This window comes from Pandoraea pneumonica (assembly GCF_049918595.1).
GTDB classification, from domain to species: domain Bacteria; phylum Pseudomonadota; class Gammaproteobacteria; order Burkholderiales; family Burkholderiaceae; genus Pandoraea; species Pandoraea pneumonica_A.
Window position 1 is genome coordinate 276,933 of sequence record NZ_JBNCRZ010000002.1, and the last position, 15,889, is coordinate 292,821.

Consider the following 15,889-nt stretch of genomic DNA (forward strand, 5'->3'; position numbering starts at 1 on the left):
TGGCATCATGCGGATTTCCAATCCCATGATGTGAGGCAGCATGTCGATCACCCCCCCGGCAGCCACGCTTTCGACGCACTCGACAGATAACACGCCATGGCAGGCGGTACTCGATTTTTGGTTCGGTACGCCCGATAGCGAGGTCTACGGGCTGGCCCGGCCGGAGTGGTTTCGTAAGTCGGATGTGTTTGACGACGAGATTCGCACGCGCTTCGGCGCGGCGCACGCGCAGGCACTCGCGGGCGAACTCGACGACTGGACGCGCACGCCGCTCGGCGCATGCGCATTGATCGTGATGCTCGACCAGTTCTCTCGCAATATGTACCGAGGGACGGCAGGCGCGTTTGCGGGGGACGCGCGCGCATTGGCGGCAGCGCGCCGGTTGGTCGAGGCGGGCGAGGATCAACGACTGCCAACCCCTCAGCATCGTGTGTTCGTTTATCTACCGTTCGAACATGACGAGTCGCTTGAGAGCCAGCACACTTCGCTAGAACTTTACGAACAACTCGCCAAATCGCATGGCATGGTCGACAACCTGGATTACGCGCGCCGCCACGCCGTGATCATCGAGCGTTTCGGGCGCTATCCGCATCGGAATGCGGCGCTGGGGCGTGTGTCTACGCCTGAGGAAATTGCGTTTCTGAAGGAACCCGGCTCGTCATTTTGAGCCAGGGATGCCCGCGCGTGCCTTGCGCTGCAAATGCCACCGGATGGCAAAGAAACCGATGCCATAGGCCAGCACGGCACTGACGCAGGCGCTGGTCGCAAGCCCGGTGATTAGATGCAGCGTTGCCGCACCGAAGTCGAAGTTCATCACCTGTGCCCACATCCCCTCGCTGGCGCGCGTCGCGGCGGCCACCGTCGCTTCGATCTCTTGCGCGGGCGACCACTCCAACATCCAGCGCCCAAGCCGGTGCGCCCCCAAATACACGAACGGCACCGTCAACGGGTTGGTAATGAAGGTGCCGAGTGCGGCGATGAACAAGTTGCCGCGCAAGAAGGCCGCGGCGAGCAACGCCACGAGAATCTGCCCAACCGGGAACAAGATGCCGAAGAACACCCCGCACGCGAGTCCGATCGCCACACCGCGCGGTGTCGCCATCCACAAACTGCGACGCAACAACAAGCCGGCATGCGGGCGCAGCCAGCGAGAGCGCAGGAGTCGCATTGGGCGAAGCATCTTTAACATCATGGGCAGGTTGCTCGTCGAGGAAGGGGCCAACCCAGGCGGGCGCGGGGCAACCGATGTCTGAGTTGCGTAGGCCTTAAGAGTTCAACGGTGACGGGCAATGCCAAACAGGGGGACGTGGAGGCGGATAGGAGAGCCGCGCGACCTTCGCCGCGCGGCAGGGCGTGACACCCTTAGATCTGTGTGCGCTGATTCGCCCAGCGATCGACTTGCGATGGCTTGAAGCGGCGCATCGTGTCGAGCAGGGTTTCGGGCGACGCTTCGACTTGCAACTGATCGAGTTGTGCGCCCTTGAGGAACTGCTCCGTGACCATCGACTTGAGGAACACGAGCAGCGGGTCGTAATACTGTTCGACGTTGAGCAAGCCAATCGGCTTGGCGTGATAGCCGATCTGCAACCACGTGAACACTTCGAACAGCTCTTCGCAGGTGCCGATACCGCCGGGCATCGCAATGAAGGCGTCCGACAAGTCGGCCATCATTTGCTTGCGCTGGTGCATGTTTTCAACCACATGCAGCTCGGTCAGGCCGGTATGCCCGACTTCCTTCTCCATCAGCGCTTTCGGAATGATGCCCACGACCTGCCCGCCATGCGCGAGCACGGCATCGGCAATGATGCCCATCAAGCCAACCTTGCCGCCGCCGTACACGAGGCGAATACCGGCTTCAGCCATACGGCGGCCCAATTCGCGAGCCGCTTCGGCATAGGCCGGGCGTACGCCGGTCGCGGCGCCGCAATAAATACAAATGGATTTCACTTCCGAGGTCATGCCTTACTGAACTCCTTTGGCTGAGGATTCATGCGCCATCCTGTCGTACAACTCGCGCGAGCGGCCTTTCAGATACGGGGCCATTTGCGAGAGGATGTGATAGCTCGCCTGATGCAGGCCCGCACCGATCTCCTCCGGATCGTTGTACTTGCGCGGGTTCATCACGAATTGATACGACAACCAGTACGTCGAGAGCACCACCATGTTGGTGGTGACCACTTCAATCTGTTCCGACGTGATTTCCATTTCACCGTCAGTGACGAGCATGTCGCACATCTCGCGCGCGAAGCGCTTCTTGTGGCCGACGATCTGTTTGAAATGCGTCTCGAGCGTGCGATTACGCGCAAGCAGGTCGTTCAGGTCGCGGTACAGGAAGCGGAAACGCCAGAGGAACTCGGACATGTATTGCAGATACGTCCAGACTTCGTCGAGCGTCGGTTTGTGATCCTCGGGCAGCCGCAGTCGCCGTTCGATTTCCTGCTCGAACTGCGCAAAGATGCTGTTGATGATGTCGTCTTTGTTGCGGAAGTGGTAGTACAAATTGCCGGGGCTGATCTTCATCTCCTCGGCAATCGTGGTGGTCGTAACGTTGGGTTCGCCGATTTCGTTGAAGAGTCGAAGCGACACCTCAAGAATTCGTTCGCGGGTTCGGCGTGGCTGCTTTGCTTCCATGTCTGTCGGCCCCGGTTAGCGGCAAGCTCGGCGAAGGATGTTCTCCGCTTGCGTTTATGAAGTGAGTATCACTGGGTACGGCGCCGATTATACCCGGCAGCGGGGCACTGCCAAGCATGGGAAGGTGCGCCGTGAGCGATCTCAGAAAAACGCGGAGCGAACGAGTTCGACGATGACAGGGCCGGCCAGCGACGCCCACGTGAGCAGACACAGGCCGAGGGCAACGAGGACGGCGGCGCTGCCGAAATCCTTGGCCCGTTTGGACAACTCGTGCCGTTCGAGGGAAATACGATCGATGGCCGCCTCGATGCTCGAATTGACCAGCTCGATGATCAGCACGAGCAATATCGAGCCGATGAGCAAGACGCGCTCGACGGCGGTGACGGGAAGGAAGATCGCTGCCGGCAGCAAGATGGCGGCGAGCGCCAGTTCCTGCCGGAAAGCGCTCTCTTCGAACACGGCAAACTTGAAGCCGGACAAGGAGTACTTCAGGGCGCGCCATGCGCGCATGACGCCCCGGTTGCCTTTGTACGGATTCGGTTGTTTGTCGCGTGGCGGCGGATGGTCGATGAACAAGCGTCAGGTTCCTCGCCGCAACGGGCTCAAGAGGTGGATCAGAGCGCAGGCGCGAGCGATGACGACTCGGGCGAGCGCGGGTGCAGGTGCGAAACAAACTCTTCTGAGGCAGCCTGCCACGAGAAACGTTCCGCCCATGCTCGGGCACTTTCGCGTGACACCTTGAGCGCATCGAGACACGCTTCGCGCAGGTCTTCACGCAACGCGCCAGCATCGCCTTCGGGACACCCGTGCATCACATCGATCGGGCCGGTCACCGGGTAGGCCGCCACAGGCAGGCCGCAGGCCATCGCTTCGAGCAGCACCAGGCCGAACGTGTCGGTGCGGCTGGGGAAGACGAAAACGTCGGCCGACGCGTACACCTTCGCAAGTTCGGGCTGCGACAGCATGCCGAGATAATTGACATCCGGATAGCGCGAACGAAGCTCCGCCAATTGCGGCCCCTCACCCGCGACCCATTTCGAGCCCGGCAGGTCAAGCTTCAGAAATGCCTCAATATTTTTCTCCACAGCAACGCGTCCTACGTAGAGAAAGATCGGATGGGCTGAATTTAACACATGGGCTTCCTGCGGGCGGAAGATGTCGAGATCGACGCCGCGCGTCCACAAGACCACGTTGTTGAAGCCATTGGCATCGAGGTCGCGCTTGACCACGGGCGTGGGTGCCATCACGGCGCGCGAGGGCTTGTGGAACCAGCGCAAAAAGCGGTAGGTGGTCTTCAGCGGCAGGCCGAAACGCGCCTGCACGTACTCAGGAAAGCGCGTGTGATACGCCGTGGTGAACGGGAAATCGTTACGCGTGGCCCACTTGCGTGCGGCCATGCCCAGCGGGCCTTCCGTCGCGATATGCAGCGCGTCGGGGGCGAATTCCTCGATACGGCGCTTCACCTGACCGCCCACGAAGAAGGCGAGGCGAATCTCCGGGTAGGTCGGGCACGGGAACGTGCGGAATTCCTGCGGCGTGAGCAACTCGACACGATGGCCGGCAGCTTCGAGTTGAGCGCGCGTGTTCTTCAGCGTGCGGACCACACCGTTGATTTGCGGATCCCAGGCGTCGGTGACGATCATGATTTTCATCGGGCGCTCCTTCGCGCACATGGCGCGAGTCAAAGACGCGCGCAGACGGCGCGCGCGGGGTCAGGGCGTGCGCCCGGCGATGCTCGGCCGGGCGCGCACTGGCGTTTCACAACGGGGTCCTGCAATGTCGGCTCAAGCAGGCTCAAGCAGACTCAAGCGCTCACCGGCGTGCTCTTGACCGTGGCACGGGCACTGCGCTTTTGCGTCCAGTAGATGATGCGAAGCTCGCCTTCGGTCGTCTCGACCAGCGCCGAGAGACTCTCGACCCAGTCGCCGTCGTTGCAGTACAGAAGGCCGTCGATCTCACGGATTTCCGGCTTGTGGATGTGGCCGCACACAACACCGTCGCAACCCCGGCGACGCGCCTCGTCCGCCATCACGTTCTCGAACGCCGAGATGAAATTCACGGCGTTCTTCACCTGATGTTTGAGGTACTGCGAGAGCGACCAGTACGGGAAGCCGAAGCGCGTGCGCACGCGATTGAACCAGCGGTTGAGGAGCAGCGTCAGCGTGTAGAGCGAGTCGCCCAGATAGGCGAGCCACTTCGCGTGCTGAATCACGCCGTCGAACAAATCGCCGTGTGTGATCCAGAGGCGCTTGCCGGTGAGCGTGGTGTGAAACGCTTCGTCGCGCACCGCGATGTCGCCGAACGCGAGGCCGCAGAACTGCCGCGCGGCTTCGTCGTGATTGCCGGGCACATAGATGACTTGTGTGCCCTTGCGCGCTCGGCGCAGCATCTTCTGCACGACGTCGTTGTGCGCCTGCGGCCAATGCCAGCCCTTGCGCAGATGCCACCCGTCGATGATGTCGCCCACGAGATAGAGATAGTCCGACTCGTGGTGACGCAGGAAGTCGAGCAGGTAGTCCGCCTGACAGCCTTGCGTGCCGAGGTGAATATCCGAGAGCCAGATCGTGCGGTAGCGCGTGATGCCTTCAGGCGGCGGATCGAGCGGATCGGGATTATCGGGCGGCAGGTCGATCGTGGAGGGCGGTGCGGCGGGGGGCGTAGCGGGCGGGGTGGCGGGGCGTCCCGGCGGGGCGTCGGCGAAGCGACCGGCGCGAGCCGTGGGTGGGGAGAGCGGCACAAAGGTGGGTGTCGTCGTCATAGCGGCTCGCACGTCGCGTTGAACATGCGTGCATTACGCCGTGCCTTCGTGAAGGGACGATGACAGTCATCGACGTGTCTTGAATGTGTCTTGAACCGTGGTGGCGATGCGACAGGCTTTCGCGTGCCGAATCAGTCGCAACGACTCACGTGTGCTGACGCAAGCCTTGCGCGACGCGTTCGAGCGTTTCCAACACGAGCGCGCGGGCTCGCGGGTGGGTGCCCAGCGAGACATGTCCGAGCCCGTCGAGCGCAATGTTGCGCGCGCCCGGTAAGACGGAAGTCCGCACGGGGTACACGACGTTGTCGTGATACGTGTAGATCGACGTGATGCGCGCGCGTTCGGCATCGCTTTCAGCGTTCGCAAGCGTGACGAGCCATTCGCTGCCGAGGCCCATCTGCCGCACGTTTTGCCCGATGCCATGGCGCGCGTGCAGGGTGCCGAAGTGCGGCGAGCCGAGCGTGATCGTGTGAATGACGGGCAACGTCGGGAACCGGCGCAGGCACGCACGCGCGGCGATGCCGCCCATGCTGTGCCCCACGAGTACGACAGGCAAGCGCGTGCGCTCGGCGAGCGCCAGGGCAGCGTTGGCGATCGTCTCGGCGTAATCGTCGATGTCGCCGAAAATCGGCCCGAGATTGATAGCGTCGTTGTGATAGCCCGCGTCAGCCAGATGACGGGAGAAGCGTAGCCAGAACGCGCGGTTGCAGCCGTAGCCGTGCAGGAGCAGGACGGCGACCGGTCGTGCCGGGCCCGTCGGTGACGCGGTGGCGGCCGTGCTGCGCCACGGTTGATAGACATCGAGCAGCAGGATCGACGCGGCACATTCGTACGCCCAAATCGCGATGTTCGTGCCGCCGCTCGTGCACCGCTCTGGCGTCGGGTCGGCGTTGGCCGCCATGGTGAAACCTGCCGCTAAGCCGACGGCATGCGAGACCGGCAACCAGAGCAGCGTCCAGAGCAGCGTCGTCCAAGGGCTGTGCCACGTCGCCCATGTGGCCCCGGCCACGACGAGCGAGAGCAGGACCTCGGCCGCGCCGAAGATGACATGCGGACGCGATGCGCGATAGCTACGCACGGCCCCGGTCGCCCCGAGTGGGCCTGACGGGGGCGCGTCGCGCGGCGGGCTCATTTGCCGAGCACGCTCACGAGGCGCGTGCCAGCTAACCGGTCATGGACGAATTGATGATCGGGCATGACGCGCATGGCGAGCGCCCACAACACGATCCATCCGGAGAGAAGCGCAACGCTGTTCCAGCCGGTCAGCCCAAGTGCCCAGTCGAGCGCCATCGCGGGCAGTACCCACAGCCACGCAAGCACGTACCGGGCAATCGCACGGCCAACACCGAGCGGCTGGCCCTGGGCGTCGACGATGCGAATTTTCCACGTCTTCATGGCGAGCGTTTGCCCGCCATGCGTCCAGAACCACACGAAATAAGCGCCGAGTACGAGGAACAACCAGGCTTGCATGGCGTGGCGATACATCAGGCCGCTGTGCTGCTGGGTCAATGCACTGAACAGATACCCCGCGAGAAACAGCACGCCGAAGAGCAGCAGCGATTCGTAGACCATCGACAGCAGACGGCGGCGCAATGTCGGCACGGCGTAGCTGCCGTCGGGCGAGGGCATGCCTGATCGCGTTACGGCAGCGGGGGAGGAGGCAGGCGAGGAATCGCGGGTGGTGGCGGAGTCGGTCATCGCAGCGTGGTCGGAGGTCTTATTGTCAGACGCACTGGGCCGAGGCCGGGGCGCGTCTGCACTTGGCAATGCGTCGCCCATTATGCGGAAGATTGCCGCGATGGGCCAGCCAGTCGGCGCAACGGCATGCCGGTGCTGCCGAAGTGCGTGGCGAGGCGGCGGCTTGACGTGAGGAGGGCTTGGCGTAGTCACAGGCGCAAATGCAAAACGGCCGCCCGGAGGCGGCCGTCAGGCAACGCGATGGCAGGGCCAAGCGTCAATTGTGGTGGTACAGGTCCGAATTGAAGACGGCGTCGCCACGGTCGTTGGCGGCATTGCCATTGCTGCCGTTGGCGGCGGCTGCACTGGCTGCGGCGGCACTACCTGCGCCCGCTTGCGCCGTACCGGCCTGACCTGCGGCAGGTGCCGCTGCGGCGGGCGTGGAAGCACCAGCCGGCGTCGACGAGGGCGCCGGCACTGGCAGTGCGCCGTTCTTGCCAGTCGTCGCGGCGTCTTTGCGATGGACCCCCGCGTACGGGTTCTTCACGCCCGTGCGGCCCGAGGGCGGCGCGCTTACCACGTTGGGACGGTTTGACTGCTTCTTGTCGTCGGCGGCCAGACGTTTTTTCTGGTCGTCGGTAAGTTGCTGGTACTGCTGCCAGACCTGCGCCTTACGATCCGGCGGCAGGGTCTTGGCGTTCTGATAGCTTTCGCGGGCCAGTTGGCGTTGCTCGGGCGTCAGGCGAACCCAGTCGGCCATGCGATCGTGCAGGCGTTTGCGGCCTTCCGGCGAAAGCGTGTCGAAGCGCTTGGCGATCTCGACCCACTTTTCGCGCTGACGATCGCTCATGCGATTCCAGTCTTGGGCGAGCGGCGAGAGCGCTTCGCGTTGTGCGGGGGTGAGCTTGGCCCAGTAACCGCCGGGCGACGGCAGTGCGGCGGCGGGTGCGCTGGCGGTGGCGCCCGAGAGGCTGCCGATTGCTGCGCTGGCAGCCGCGCCGGACGCGGTGGCGGAAGCCCCCGCGGCACTGGCACCGGCGATCACCGGTGGTGCGTCGGAGACGGGCTCGGGGGCTTGCGAGCGGCGCAGCGCTGCCGTGCCGGCGAGCGCGGCCACGATAAGCGCGGCGACCAGATAAAGTACGTTGCGTCGCGTCACAGGGCGGTCTTGGAGGGTGGGACTACTGGGCACGCTTCAGATAGGCGTTGAAACCGTGATCGGCATAAGCCGACAGCGGCAGTTCGTCGCTGAGCACTGCGGCGTCGATATCCGCAAGGTCCTGAATGTGTTGCTGATGTTCCCAGTAGGCGATACCCGCCAGACCGATCACCAAGGCAGCGAGCGGCCAGAGCAGCCCCAGACGCCCCAGTTTGTCGAACGCGCGACGCGACCCGCCGATGTCCGGCGCGCCGCCCACGGCACCGACGCCCGCGAGCACCAGCGCCGGTTGCACGACGGCGACCGGTTCCGGTTTCTTGCGCGCAAGCGCCTCCTGGCGTGCGGCGGCCAGCCGGGCCGCAATATTCGGCGACGGCGTATCCGCTGCTTCGTCCAGCGCCAGTCGCACGCGATGTGCGAAGCGAATTTCCCTCGTTTCCAGATCGTGACTCATAACCTGATCCCTTTTGCCTTCAACGCTGCCGCCAGCGCGTGTGTGGCGCGTGAGCAGTGCGTCTTGACGCTGCCTTCCGAGCACCCCATCGTGGCGGCGGTCTCGGCAACGTCCATGTCTTCCCAGTAACGCATGAGGAAGGCTTCCCGTTGACGCGCGGGTAGTTTCTGTATCTCTGACTCAATGATGGTAAGGATTTCCGCCCGCGAAACCTGGTCTTCGCTGCTCTCGGTCTGGATTGACCCATCCTGCGAGAGCAAGGTTTCGAGCGGATCGTAATCGTCGCGATCGTCGTCGCTGGCGCCCCCAAGATTCGAGAATAGCGTCACCCAGGTGTTACGCACCTTTTGACGCCGGAAATAATCGTGAATCGTGTTTTGGAGAATGCGCGTGAAGAGCAGCGGCAGGTCGGCCGGCGGCTTGTCGCCGTATTTCTCGGCGAGACGGATCATCGCATCCTGAACGATATCGAGGGCGGCCTCGTCGTCACGAACGGCATAGACGGCCTGCTTGAAGGCGCGCCGTTCGATGCCCGCGAGAAAATCCGCCAGTTCCTTGTCAGATGCCATCCGGTGGGGTGCACGCAGCGTTGCCCGCTGCGCCTTTGAAATGCCGTGTAAGCGTAAAGATTACGTAAAGATCGCGTAGTCGGAGCGGATGCTACCAAAAACGCGCGCCCATGTAACCGCTTTTCACCGTGTTTGCTCGATTGCCACAGGCGGGTTTGCCTTGGGTTCCTATCGTGTAAAGATTGTGCACCAGCATGGGGCGCTATAGCGCACGGTGTGGGAATCTTGCGAAGCGCACTTCGCAATCATGCTGCAAATGCATAAACCTGCTTGACCATTTTGCTGCAAACCGGTAACGTTGCCAGTTCGCAATATCTGTGATTGTCTCAATATCGGCACGCTTAAAAGGTGTGTCCATCATTCAGACGCGCAGCTTGAGCCCGAACCACAAGTTCGCGGGGAGAGCACCCGATCAAAATTTTTGCCGAAACTTTGAAAGGTCGACAATGAACATGCCAAGCGCGGAATTCTCCGAGGCGGAAGCTACTCGCCATCAAAACACTTCCGAAGACATGATTGGCGCCGAGATTCTCGTGCGCTCGCTTCAGGAAGAAGGGGTCGAACATCTGTGGGGTTATCCCGGCGGTTCGGTTCTCTACATCTACGACGAACTCTACAAGCAGGACAAGATCCAGCACATCCTGGTTCGCCATGAGCAAGCTGCCGTGCATGCGGCCGACGCTTATTCGCGTTCCACCGACAAAGTCGGCGTGTGCCTCGTGACGTCTGGCCCCGGTGTGACCAATGCGGTCACCGGTATTGCCACGGCGTACATGGATTCGATCCCGCTCGTGATCATCACCGGGCAGGTGCCCACGGCCGCCATCGGTCTGGACGCCTTCCAGGAATGCGACACGGTCGGTATTACCCGTCCGTGCGTCAAACACAACTTCCTCGTGAAGGACGTGCGCGACCTCGCCGCCACCATCAAGAAAGCCTTCTATATTGCCAAGACCGGCCGTCCCGGCCCGGTGTTGATCGATATTCCGAAGGACGTGTCCAAGGCGCGCGCCCGCTTCGAGTATCCGAAGTCGGTCTCGCTGCGCTCGTACAACCCGGTCACGAAGGGCCACTCGGGTCAGATCCGCAAGGCGATGAGCCTGCTGCTCTCGGCCAAGCGTCCCTATATCTATACCGGCGGCGGCATCATCCTCGCCGATGCATCGAAGGAACTGAATCAGTTCTGCGACTTGCTCGGCTATCCGGTGACCAACACGCTCATGGGCCTGGGCGGGTATCGCGCAAGCGATCCCAAGTTCCTCGGCATGCTGGGCATGCACGGCACGTACGAAGCCAACATGGCCATGCAGCACTGCGACGTGCTCATCGCCATCGGTGCGCGCTTCGACGACCGTGTGATCGGTAACCCGGAACACTTCTCCTCGACCGCTCGCAAGATCATTCACGTGGACATCGACCCGTCGTCGATTTCCAAGCGCGTGAAGGTCGACATCCCGATCGTCGGCGACGTGAAGGAAGTGTTGCGCGAAATGATCGAAAACCTGCAAACGGCCGAGCATGGTCCGGACACCGCGGCGCTGGCCGACTGGTGGAAGCAGATCGAGGAATGGCGTTCGCGCGATTGCCTCGCGTTCGATCGCAAGAGCGAAATCATCAAGCCGCAGCATGTGGTGGAGACGTACTGGAAGCTCACCGATGGCGAAGCCTTCGTGTGCTCGGACGTCGGTCAGCACCAGATGTGGGCCGCGCAGTATTACCGCTTCAACAAGCCGCGCCGCTGGATCAACTCGGGTGGTTTGGGCACGATGGGCTTCGGCCTGCCGGCGGCGATGGGCGTGAAGATGGCGCATCCGGATGCCGAAGTCGCCTGTATTACTGGCGAAGGCTCGATCCAGATGTGTATTCAAGAGCTCTCGACGTGCCTGCAATACCGCACGCCGATCAAGATCTTGTCGCTCAACAACCGCTATCTGGGCATGGTTCGCCAGTGGCAGCAAATCGAATACAGCAAGCGCTATTCCAGTTCGTATATGGACGCGCTGCCGGACTTCGTGAAGCTCGCCGAGGCGTACGGTCACGTGGGTATGCGCATCGAGAAGTCGTCGGACGTCGAGCCGGCACTGCGCGAAGCGCTTGCGCTCAAGGATCGTACGGTATTCATGGATTTCCAAACGGATCCCACCGAGAACGTCTGGCCGATGGTCCAGGCGGGCAAGGGCATCAGCGAGATGCTGCTTGGTTCGGAAGATCTGTAACAAGGCGCGGTGCGCCGCAGTGCGCCTGGCTAATTGAGGCCGGGGCACAGGCGCGGCGAACCCACAAAATTGGACAATCCGGGATACACCATGAGGCACATTATTTCTGTTTTGCTCGAGAACGAGCCGGGCGCGCTGTCGCGCGTTGTCGGGCTGTTCTCCGCACGTGGCTACAATATCGAGACCTTGACCGTTGCGCCGACCGAAGATCGTTCGCTCTCGCGCATGACGGTGGTCACGACGGGCTCTGACGATGTAATCGAACAGATCACGAAACACCTGAACCGGCTGATCGAAGTGGTGAAGGTGGTCGATCTGACCGAAGGTGCGCATATCGAACGTGAGCTGATGCTCATCAAGGTGCGCGCGGTCGGTAAGGAGCGCGAGGAGATGAAGCGGATGTCGGATATTTTCCGCGGCCGCATCATTGACGTTACTGAAAAGACCTACACGATCGAACTCACGGGCAACTCGTCGAAACTCGACGCGTTCATCGAAGGGCTCGATCGCACGGCGATTCTCGAGACGGTGCGTACCGGCGGCTCGGGCATCGGTCGCGGTGAGCGCATCCTGAAGGTTTGAGCGGTAACGCCAACACGGTAAGCGGATTTCGATCCATTCTGATTTCAGTTAATTTTTAGTAATACGGGACAATTTCAAAATGAAAGTTTTCTACGACAAAGACGCCGACCTCTCCCTCATCAAGGGCAAGCAAGTCACGATCATCGGTTACGGCTCGCAAGGCCATGCCCACGCACAGAACCTGAAGGACAGCGGCGTGAACGTGACGGTCGGTCTGCGCAAGAACGGCGCTTCGTGGAACAAGGCGGTCAACGCCGGCCTGAACACCAAGGAAGTGGCAGAAGCCGTGAAGTCGGCTGACATCGTCATGATGCTGCTGCCGGACGAGCAAATTGCCGACGTGTACAAGAACGAAGTGCACGACAACATCAAGCAAGGCGCCGCACTGGCCTTCGCACACGGCTTCAACGTTCACTACGGCTGCGTGATCCCGCGCGCCGACCTGGACGTCATCATGATTGCCCCGAAGGCCCCGGGCCACACGGTGCGCTCGACGTACTCGCAAGGTGGCGGCGTGCCGCACCTGATCGCCGTGGCACAAGACAAGTCGGGCGCCGCTCGCGACATCGCCCTGTCGTACGCCGCCGCTAACGGCGGTGGCCGTGCCGGTATCATCGAAACGAACTTCCGCGAAGAAACGGAAACCGACCTGTTCGGCGAACAAGCCGTGCTGTGCGGCGGTACCGTCGAGCTGATCAAGGCTGGTTTCGAAACGCTGGTGGAAGCCGGCTACGCCCCGGAAATGGCTTACTTCGAGTGCCTGCACGAACTCAAGCTGATCGTCGACCTGATCTATGAAGGCGGCATCGCCAACATGAACTACTCGATCTCGAACAACGCCGAATACGGCGAGTACGTCACCGGCCCGCGCGTCGTGACCGAAGAGACGAAGAAGGCCATGAAGCAGTGCCTGACCGACATCCAGACCGGCGAATACGCCAAGTCGTTCATCCTGGAAAACAAGGCCGGCGCCCCGACCCTGATCTCGCGCCGCCGTATCACGGCCGAGCACCAGATCGAGCAAGTTGGTGGCAAGCTGCGCGCAATGATGCCGTGGATCGCCAAGAACAAGCTGGTCGACCAGTCGAAGAACTAAGCACGACGTCAGTCGCCGCGGTTCTAGCAGTATCAGCCGTCCGCCCCGCCGTGGCTCTCGCCGCGGTTCGGCGGGCGGTTTTTTTTGTGACGCCGGCGTGTCAAATGGCGAAAAAGTGTCGTCTCGGCGCGCGCATTGCTACAATGCCGCCACGCCACGGTTTGGCCCGAAGCAGGCCGACCCGCTCACTCAACCGTTTTCCCAAGGACGCGAGTCAATCGCATGAATTATCCTCACCCGATCATCGCCCGCGAGGGCTGGCCCTTCCTGGGCATCGCCGTCGCCGTCGCGCTTGTCGTGCACTTTCTGGCAGGCGTGTTGTGGGCCGCGCCGTTCTGGGTGATCGCCCTGTTCGTGCTGCAATTCTTCCGCGATCCGCCGCGTCAGGTGCCGCAACAGGCAGGCGCCGTGCTCTCGCCGGCCGACGGCCGCATCGTCGCCATCGAAACCACGCAGGACCCCTATGCAGGCCGTGAAGCGCTGAAGATCAGCGTGTTCATGAACGTTTTCAATGTTCACTCGAATCGTGCCCCGGTTGACGGCACGGTGACCAAGGTGGAATATTTCCCGGGTCGTTTCTTCAACGCCGATCTCGACAAGGCATCGCTGGAGAACGAGCGCAATGCGCTGGTGATCGACGTGGGCGGTCAGATCGTCACGAGCGTGCAGGTGGCCGGCCTCATCGCGCGCCGTATTCTGTGCTACGTGAAGCCGGGCGAGAACCTCACGCGCGGTCAGCGTTATGGCTTTATCCGTTTCGGTTCGCGTGTCGACGTGTACTTGCCGCTGGGCTCGCGTCCGCGCGTGACCATCGGCGAAAAGGTGTCGGCGACCACGACGATCCTCGCCGACCTGTAATCGGCACCGTTTGACCAAGTCGGGCCGCGCGCGGCGACGCAACGCAACGTTGGGCATGAAATTGAAGCCATGTTGTGCGTCACTGTGCCGCGGTCTGCAACTGCTTTCGCTTCTCGCGTTCCAATAGCGGTGATCCGTCGCGGGCCCGGCCCGCAGCCCCACGCATCGTCAAGGAGGTTCAGATGCCGGAAAACCATCGCGGCCGCTTACGCAACAATGTCCGACACCTTTCACCGTTCGGCCGTCATAAAAACGCTTCCGCAGACTCATCGATGAACGAAGAACACGAACACGCCGCGGAGGACGAGCTGCCGGTTCGCCCGCGCAGTCGCGGTATCTATCTGCTGCCCAACGCCTTCACGACGGCCGCGCTGTTCTGTGGCTTCTTTGCCATCGTGCAGGCCATGAACGACCGCTTCGAGCAGGCAGCCATCGCCATTTTCTTCGCCATGGTGCTCGACGGCATGGACGGGCGCGTGGCCCGCATGACCAACACCCAGAGCGCGTTTGGCGAGCAGTACGATTCGCTTTCCGACATGACGTCGTTCGGCGTGGCGCCGGCGCTGGTCATGTACGAGTGGATTCTTCACGAAATCGGCAAGTGGGGCTGGCTGGCGGCGTTTGTGTACGTGGCCGGGGCGGCGTTGCGTCTGGCGCGCTTCAACACGAACATCGGCGTGGTCGACAAGCGCTTCTTCCAAGGGCTGGCGAGTCCGGCGGCCGCCGCGCTCATTGCCGGTTTCGTCTGGATCACGATCGATAACAAGCTGCCCGTGAACGTGTTCTGGATGCCGTGGGTGGCGTTCGGTCTGACGATCTACGCCGGGATGTCGATGGTCTCCAATGCGCCGTTCTACAGCGGTAAAGCGCTCGATGTGCGCCAGCGGGTGTCGTTCGGCGTGGTGCTGTTGTTCATGGTCGGCTTCATTCTGGTGTCGTCCGACCCGCCGTTGGTGCTGTTCGGCATGTTCTGCCTCTACAGCATTTCGGGCTACGTGCTGTGGGCGATTCGCTTCGTGAAAGGCCGCCGCCAGCGGATTTTCGGCGAAGTGGACGAGTAATCAGGTCAAAACAAGGGGCGTCTCGGTACGCCCCTTGTCACATCCACCTGTCAGTGTTGTCAGGTGACCCTGTGCCGCGATGCTGTAGTCTTGCGGTTGCAGGCTCCGAAGTACCCCCCCGTCGGCGCGGGTGTGCCGTGGTTCATCAGGCCGGTTCCGGCGCCGTTTCCGTTGTTCTACGTGACGAAGGAGAAATCATGGGCATTCTGGACTTCGTGAAAGAAGCCGGTCAGGCATTGTTGGGCAGCAAGGCAGAAGCCGCCGAACCGCCGCCGCCGGGCCCCGATGCGGACGCCGCGAACCGCACGGCCGCCGAGGCCATCGAGAACTACATCAAAACGCAGAATCTGGACGCCACCGGGCTGACGGTGACGTTTGACGGCGCGTCGCGCACGGTGACGGTGTTCGGCGTGGCACCGGATCAGGCGACCAAGGAAAAGATTCTGCTGTGTTGCGGCAATGTGAAGGGCGTGGCGCAGGTCGACGACAAGATGTCCGTGTCGACGGCCTCGGCCGAGGCGACCTATCACACGGTGAAGTCGGGCGACACGCTGTCGGCCATTTCGCAGGAGGTGTATGGCAATGCCAATAAGTACAACGCCATTTTCGAAGCGAACAAGCCGATGCTCACCAGCCCGGACAAGATCTACCCGGGGCAGGTGCTGCGCATTCCACCGGCCTGACACGCCTGTATTAGGCAAGCGCTGACAGAAAGCGGCCCGGCATTGACCGGGCCGTTTTTTTGGGCAATGATTTCGCACCGATATCGCCACGCGGCTCCGCCGTCTTCCGACCGGCCCCGGCCCGCCCGCGCGCACCGCTCGCCGT

General features: G+C 62.2%; 17 protein-coding genes and 1 pseudogene. 7 read left to right on the forward strand and 11 right to left on the reverse strand.

The genetic code is table 11. From position 1 onward, the window contains the following. The first annotated feature begins 40 nt into the window (after positions 1-40). Positions 41-667 carry a DUF924 family protein gene (locus ACPWR9_RS07780; RefSeq protein WP_426297528.1) on the forward strand — a complete coding sequence of 209 codons (627 nt, stop codon included), beginning with the start codon at positions 41-43 and terminating at the stop codon, positions 665-667. Here ACPWR9_RS07780 and ACPWR9_RS07785 read toward each other — a convergent pair. The 11 genes and pseudogenes from ACPWR9_RS07785 to ACPWR9_RS07835 all read right to left on the reverse strand — a co-directional run bounded on the left by ACPWR9_RS07785 (position 659) and on the right by ACPWR9_RS07835 (position 9,248). Further along, on the reverse strand, positions 659-1,192 hold the full coding sequence (locus ACPWR9_RS07785) for a DUF2062 domain-containing protein (RefSeq protein WP_426335075.1): 534 nt from the start codon (positions 1,190-1,192) through the stop codon (positions 659-661). The genes ACPWR9_RS07780 and ACPWR9_RS07785 overlap by 9 nt on opposite strands. Positions 1,193-1,362: 170 nt before the next feature. Beyond that, on the reverse strand, positions 1,363-1,947 hold the full coding sequence (locus tag ACPWR9_RS07790; protein ID WP_426298007.1) for a TIGR00730 family Rossman fold protein: 585 nt from the start codon (positions 1,945-1,947) through the stop codon (positions 1,363-1,365). A 15-nt stretch (positions 1,948-1,962) separates the two neighbouring features. Next, complete coding sequence (locus tag ACPWR9_RS07795; RefSeq protein WP_150681183.1) at positions 1,963-2,631, reverse strand: TetR/AcrR family transcriptional regulator; 669 nt, start codon at positions 2,629-2,631, stop codon at positions 1,963-1,965. 141 nt (positions 2,632-2,772) lie between these two features. Further along, positions 2,773-3,207 (reverse strand): diacylglycerol kinase, encoded by a 435-nt coding sequence (locus ACPWR9_RS07800; protein WP_150681182.1) that lies wholly within the window; start codon positions 3,205-3,207, stop codon positions 2,773-2,775. Positions 3,208-3,245: 38 nt separating this feature from the next. Beyond that, entirely contained in the window at positions 3,246-4,283 is a 1,038-nt protein-coding gene (locus tag ACPWR9_RS07805) for a glycosyltransferase family 4 protein (protein WP_426297526.1), read from the reverse strand. Positions 4,284-4,435: 152 nt separating this feature from the next. Further along, positions 4,436-5,296, reverse strand: a pseudogene (locus tag ACPWR9_RS07810) (UDP-2,3-diacylglucosamine diphosphatase); the annotation flags it as partial. 238 nt (positions 5,297-5,534) lie between these two features. After that, a complete protein-coding gene (locus ACPWR9_RS07815; protein WP_426297524.1) occupies positions 5,535-6,467 on the reverse strand; it encodes an esterase/lipase family protein in 933 nt (310 codons plus the stop codon). Between the two features lie 50 nt (positions 6,468-6,517). Continuing rightward, complete coding sequence (locus tag ACPWR9_RS07820) at positions 6,518-7,018, reverse strand: RDD family protein (protein WP_426297522.1); 501 nt, start codon at positions 7,016-7,018, stop codon at positions 6,518-6,520. A gap of 325 nt (positions 7,019-7,343) precedes the next feature. Then, entirely contained in the window at positions 7,344-8,225 is an 882-nt protein-coding gene (locus tag ACPWR9_RS07825; RefSeq protein ID WP_426297520.1) for a DUF3106 domain-containing protein, read from the reverse strand. A gap of 22 nt (positions 8,226-8,247) precedes the next feature. Next, entirely contained in the window at positions 8,248-8,679 is a 432-nt protein-coding gene (locus ACPWR9_RS07830) for a DUF3619 family protein (protein WP_426297518.1), read from the reverse strand. After that, on the reverse strand, positions 8,676-9,248 hold the full coding sequence (locus ACPWR9_RS07835; RefSeq protein WP_150681176.1) for an RNA polymerase sigma factor: 573 nt from the start codon (positions 9,246-9,248) through the stop codon (positions 8,676-8,678). Before ACPWR9_RS07835 ends, ACPWR9_RS07830 begins: the two co-directional genes overlap by 4 nt. A gap of 446 nt (positions 9,249-9,694) precedes the next feature. Here ACPWR9_RS07835 and ACPWR9_RS07840 point away from each other — a divergent pair, with 446 nt between their 5' ends. From ACPWR9_RS07840 to lysM, 6 genes are all read left to right on the forward strand, one after another. Beyond that, complete coding sequence (locus ACPWR9_RS07840; protein WP_150681175.1) at positions 9,695-11,464, forward strand: acetolactate synthase 3 catalytic subunit; 1,770 nt, start codon at positions 9,695-9,697, stop codon at positions 11,462-11,464. Between the two features lie 90 nt (positions 11,465-11,554). Next, positions 11,555-12,046 carry an acetolactate synthase small subunit gene (gene ilvN / locus ACPWR9_RS07845; RefSeq protein WP_023595471.1) on the forward strand — a complete coding sequence of 164 codons (492 nt, stop codon included), beginning with the start codon at positions 11,555-11,557 and terminating at the stop codon, positions 12,044-12,046. A gap of 79 nt (positions 12,047-12,125) precedes the next feature. Beyond that, positions 12,126-13,142, forward strand: a complete 1,017-nt coding sequence (ilvC, locus tag ACPWR9_RS07850; RefSeq protein WP_426297516.1) for a ketol-acid reductoisomerase — start codon at positions 12,126-12,128, stop codon at positions 13,140-13,142. Positions 13,143-13,364: 222 nt separating this feature from the next. Beyond that, positions 13,365-14,000, forward strand: a complete 636-nt coding sequence (locus tag ACPWR9_RS07855) for a phosphatidylserine decarboxylase (protein WP_426297514.1) — start codon at positions 13,365-13,367, stop codon at positions 13,998-14,000. A 182-nt stretch (positions 14,001-14,182) separates the two neighbouring features. Continuing rightward, positions 14,183-15,061: a CDP-alcohol phosphatidyltransferase family protein gene (locus tag ACPWR9_RS07860; RefSeq protein WP_426297512.1), complete on the forward strand. Its 879-nt coding sequence runs from the start codon at positions 14,183-14,185 to the stop codon at positions 15,059-15,061. 197 nt (positions 15,062-15,258) lie between these two features. Next, a complete protein-coding gene (gene lysM / locus ACPWR9_RS07865; RefSeq protein ID WP_426297510.1) occupies positions 15,259-15,744 on the forward strand; it encodes a peptidoglycan-binding protein LysM in 486 nt (161 codons plus the stop codon). The last annotated feature ends 145 nt before the right edge of the window (positions 15,745-15,889 follow it).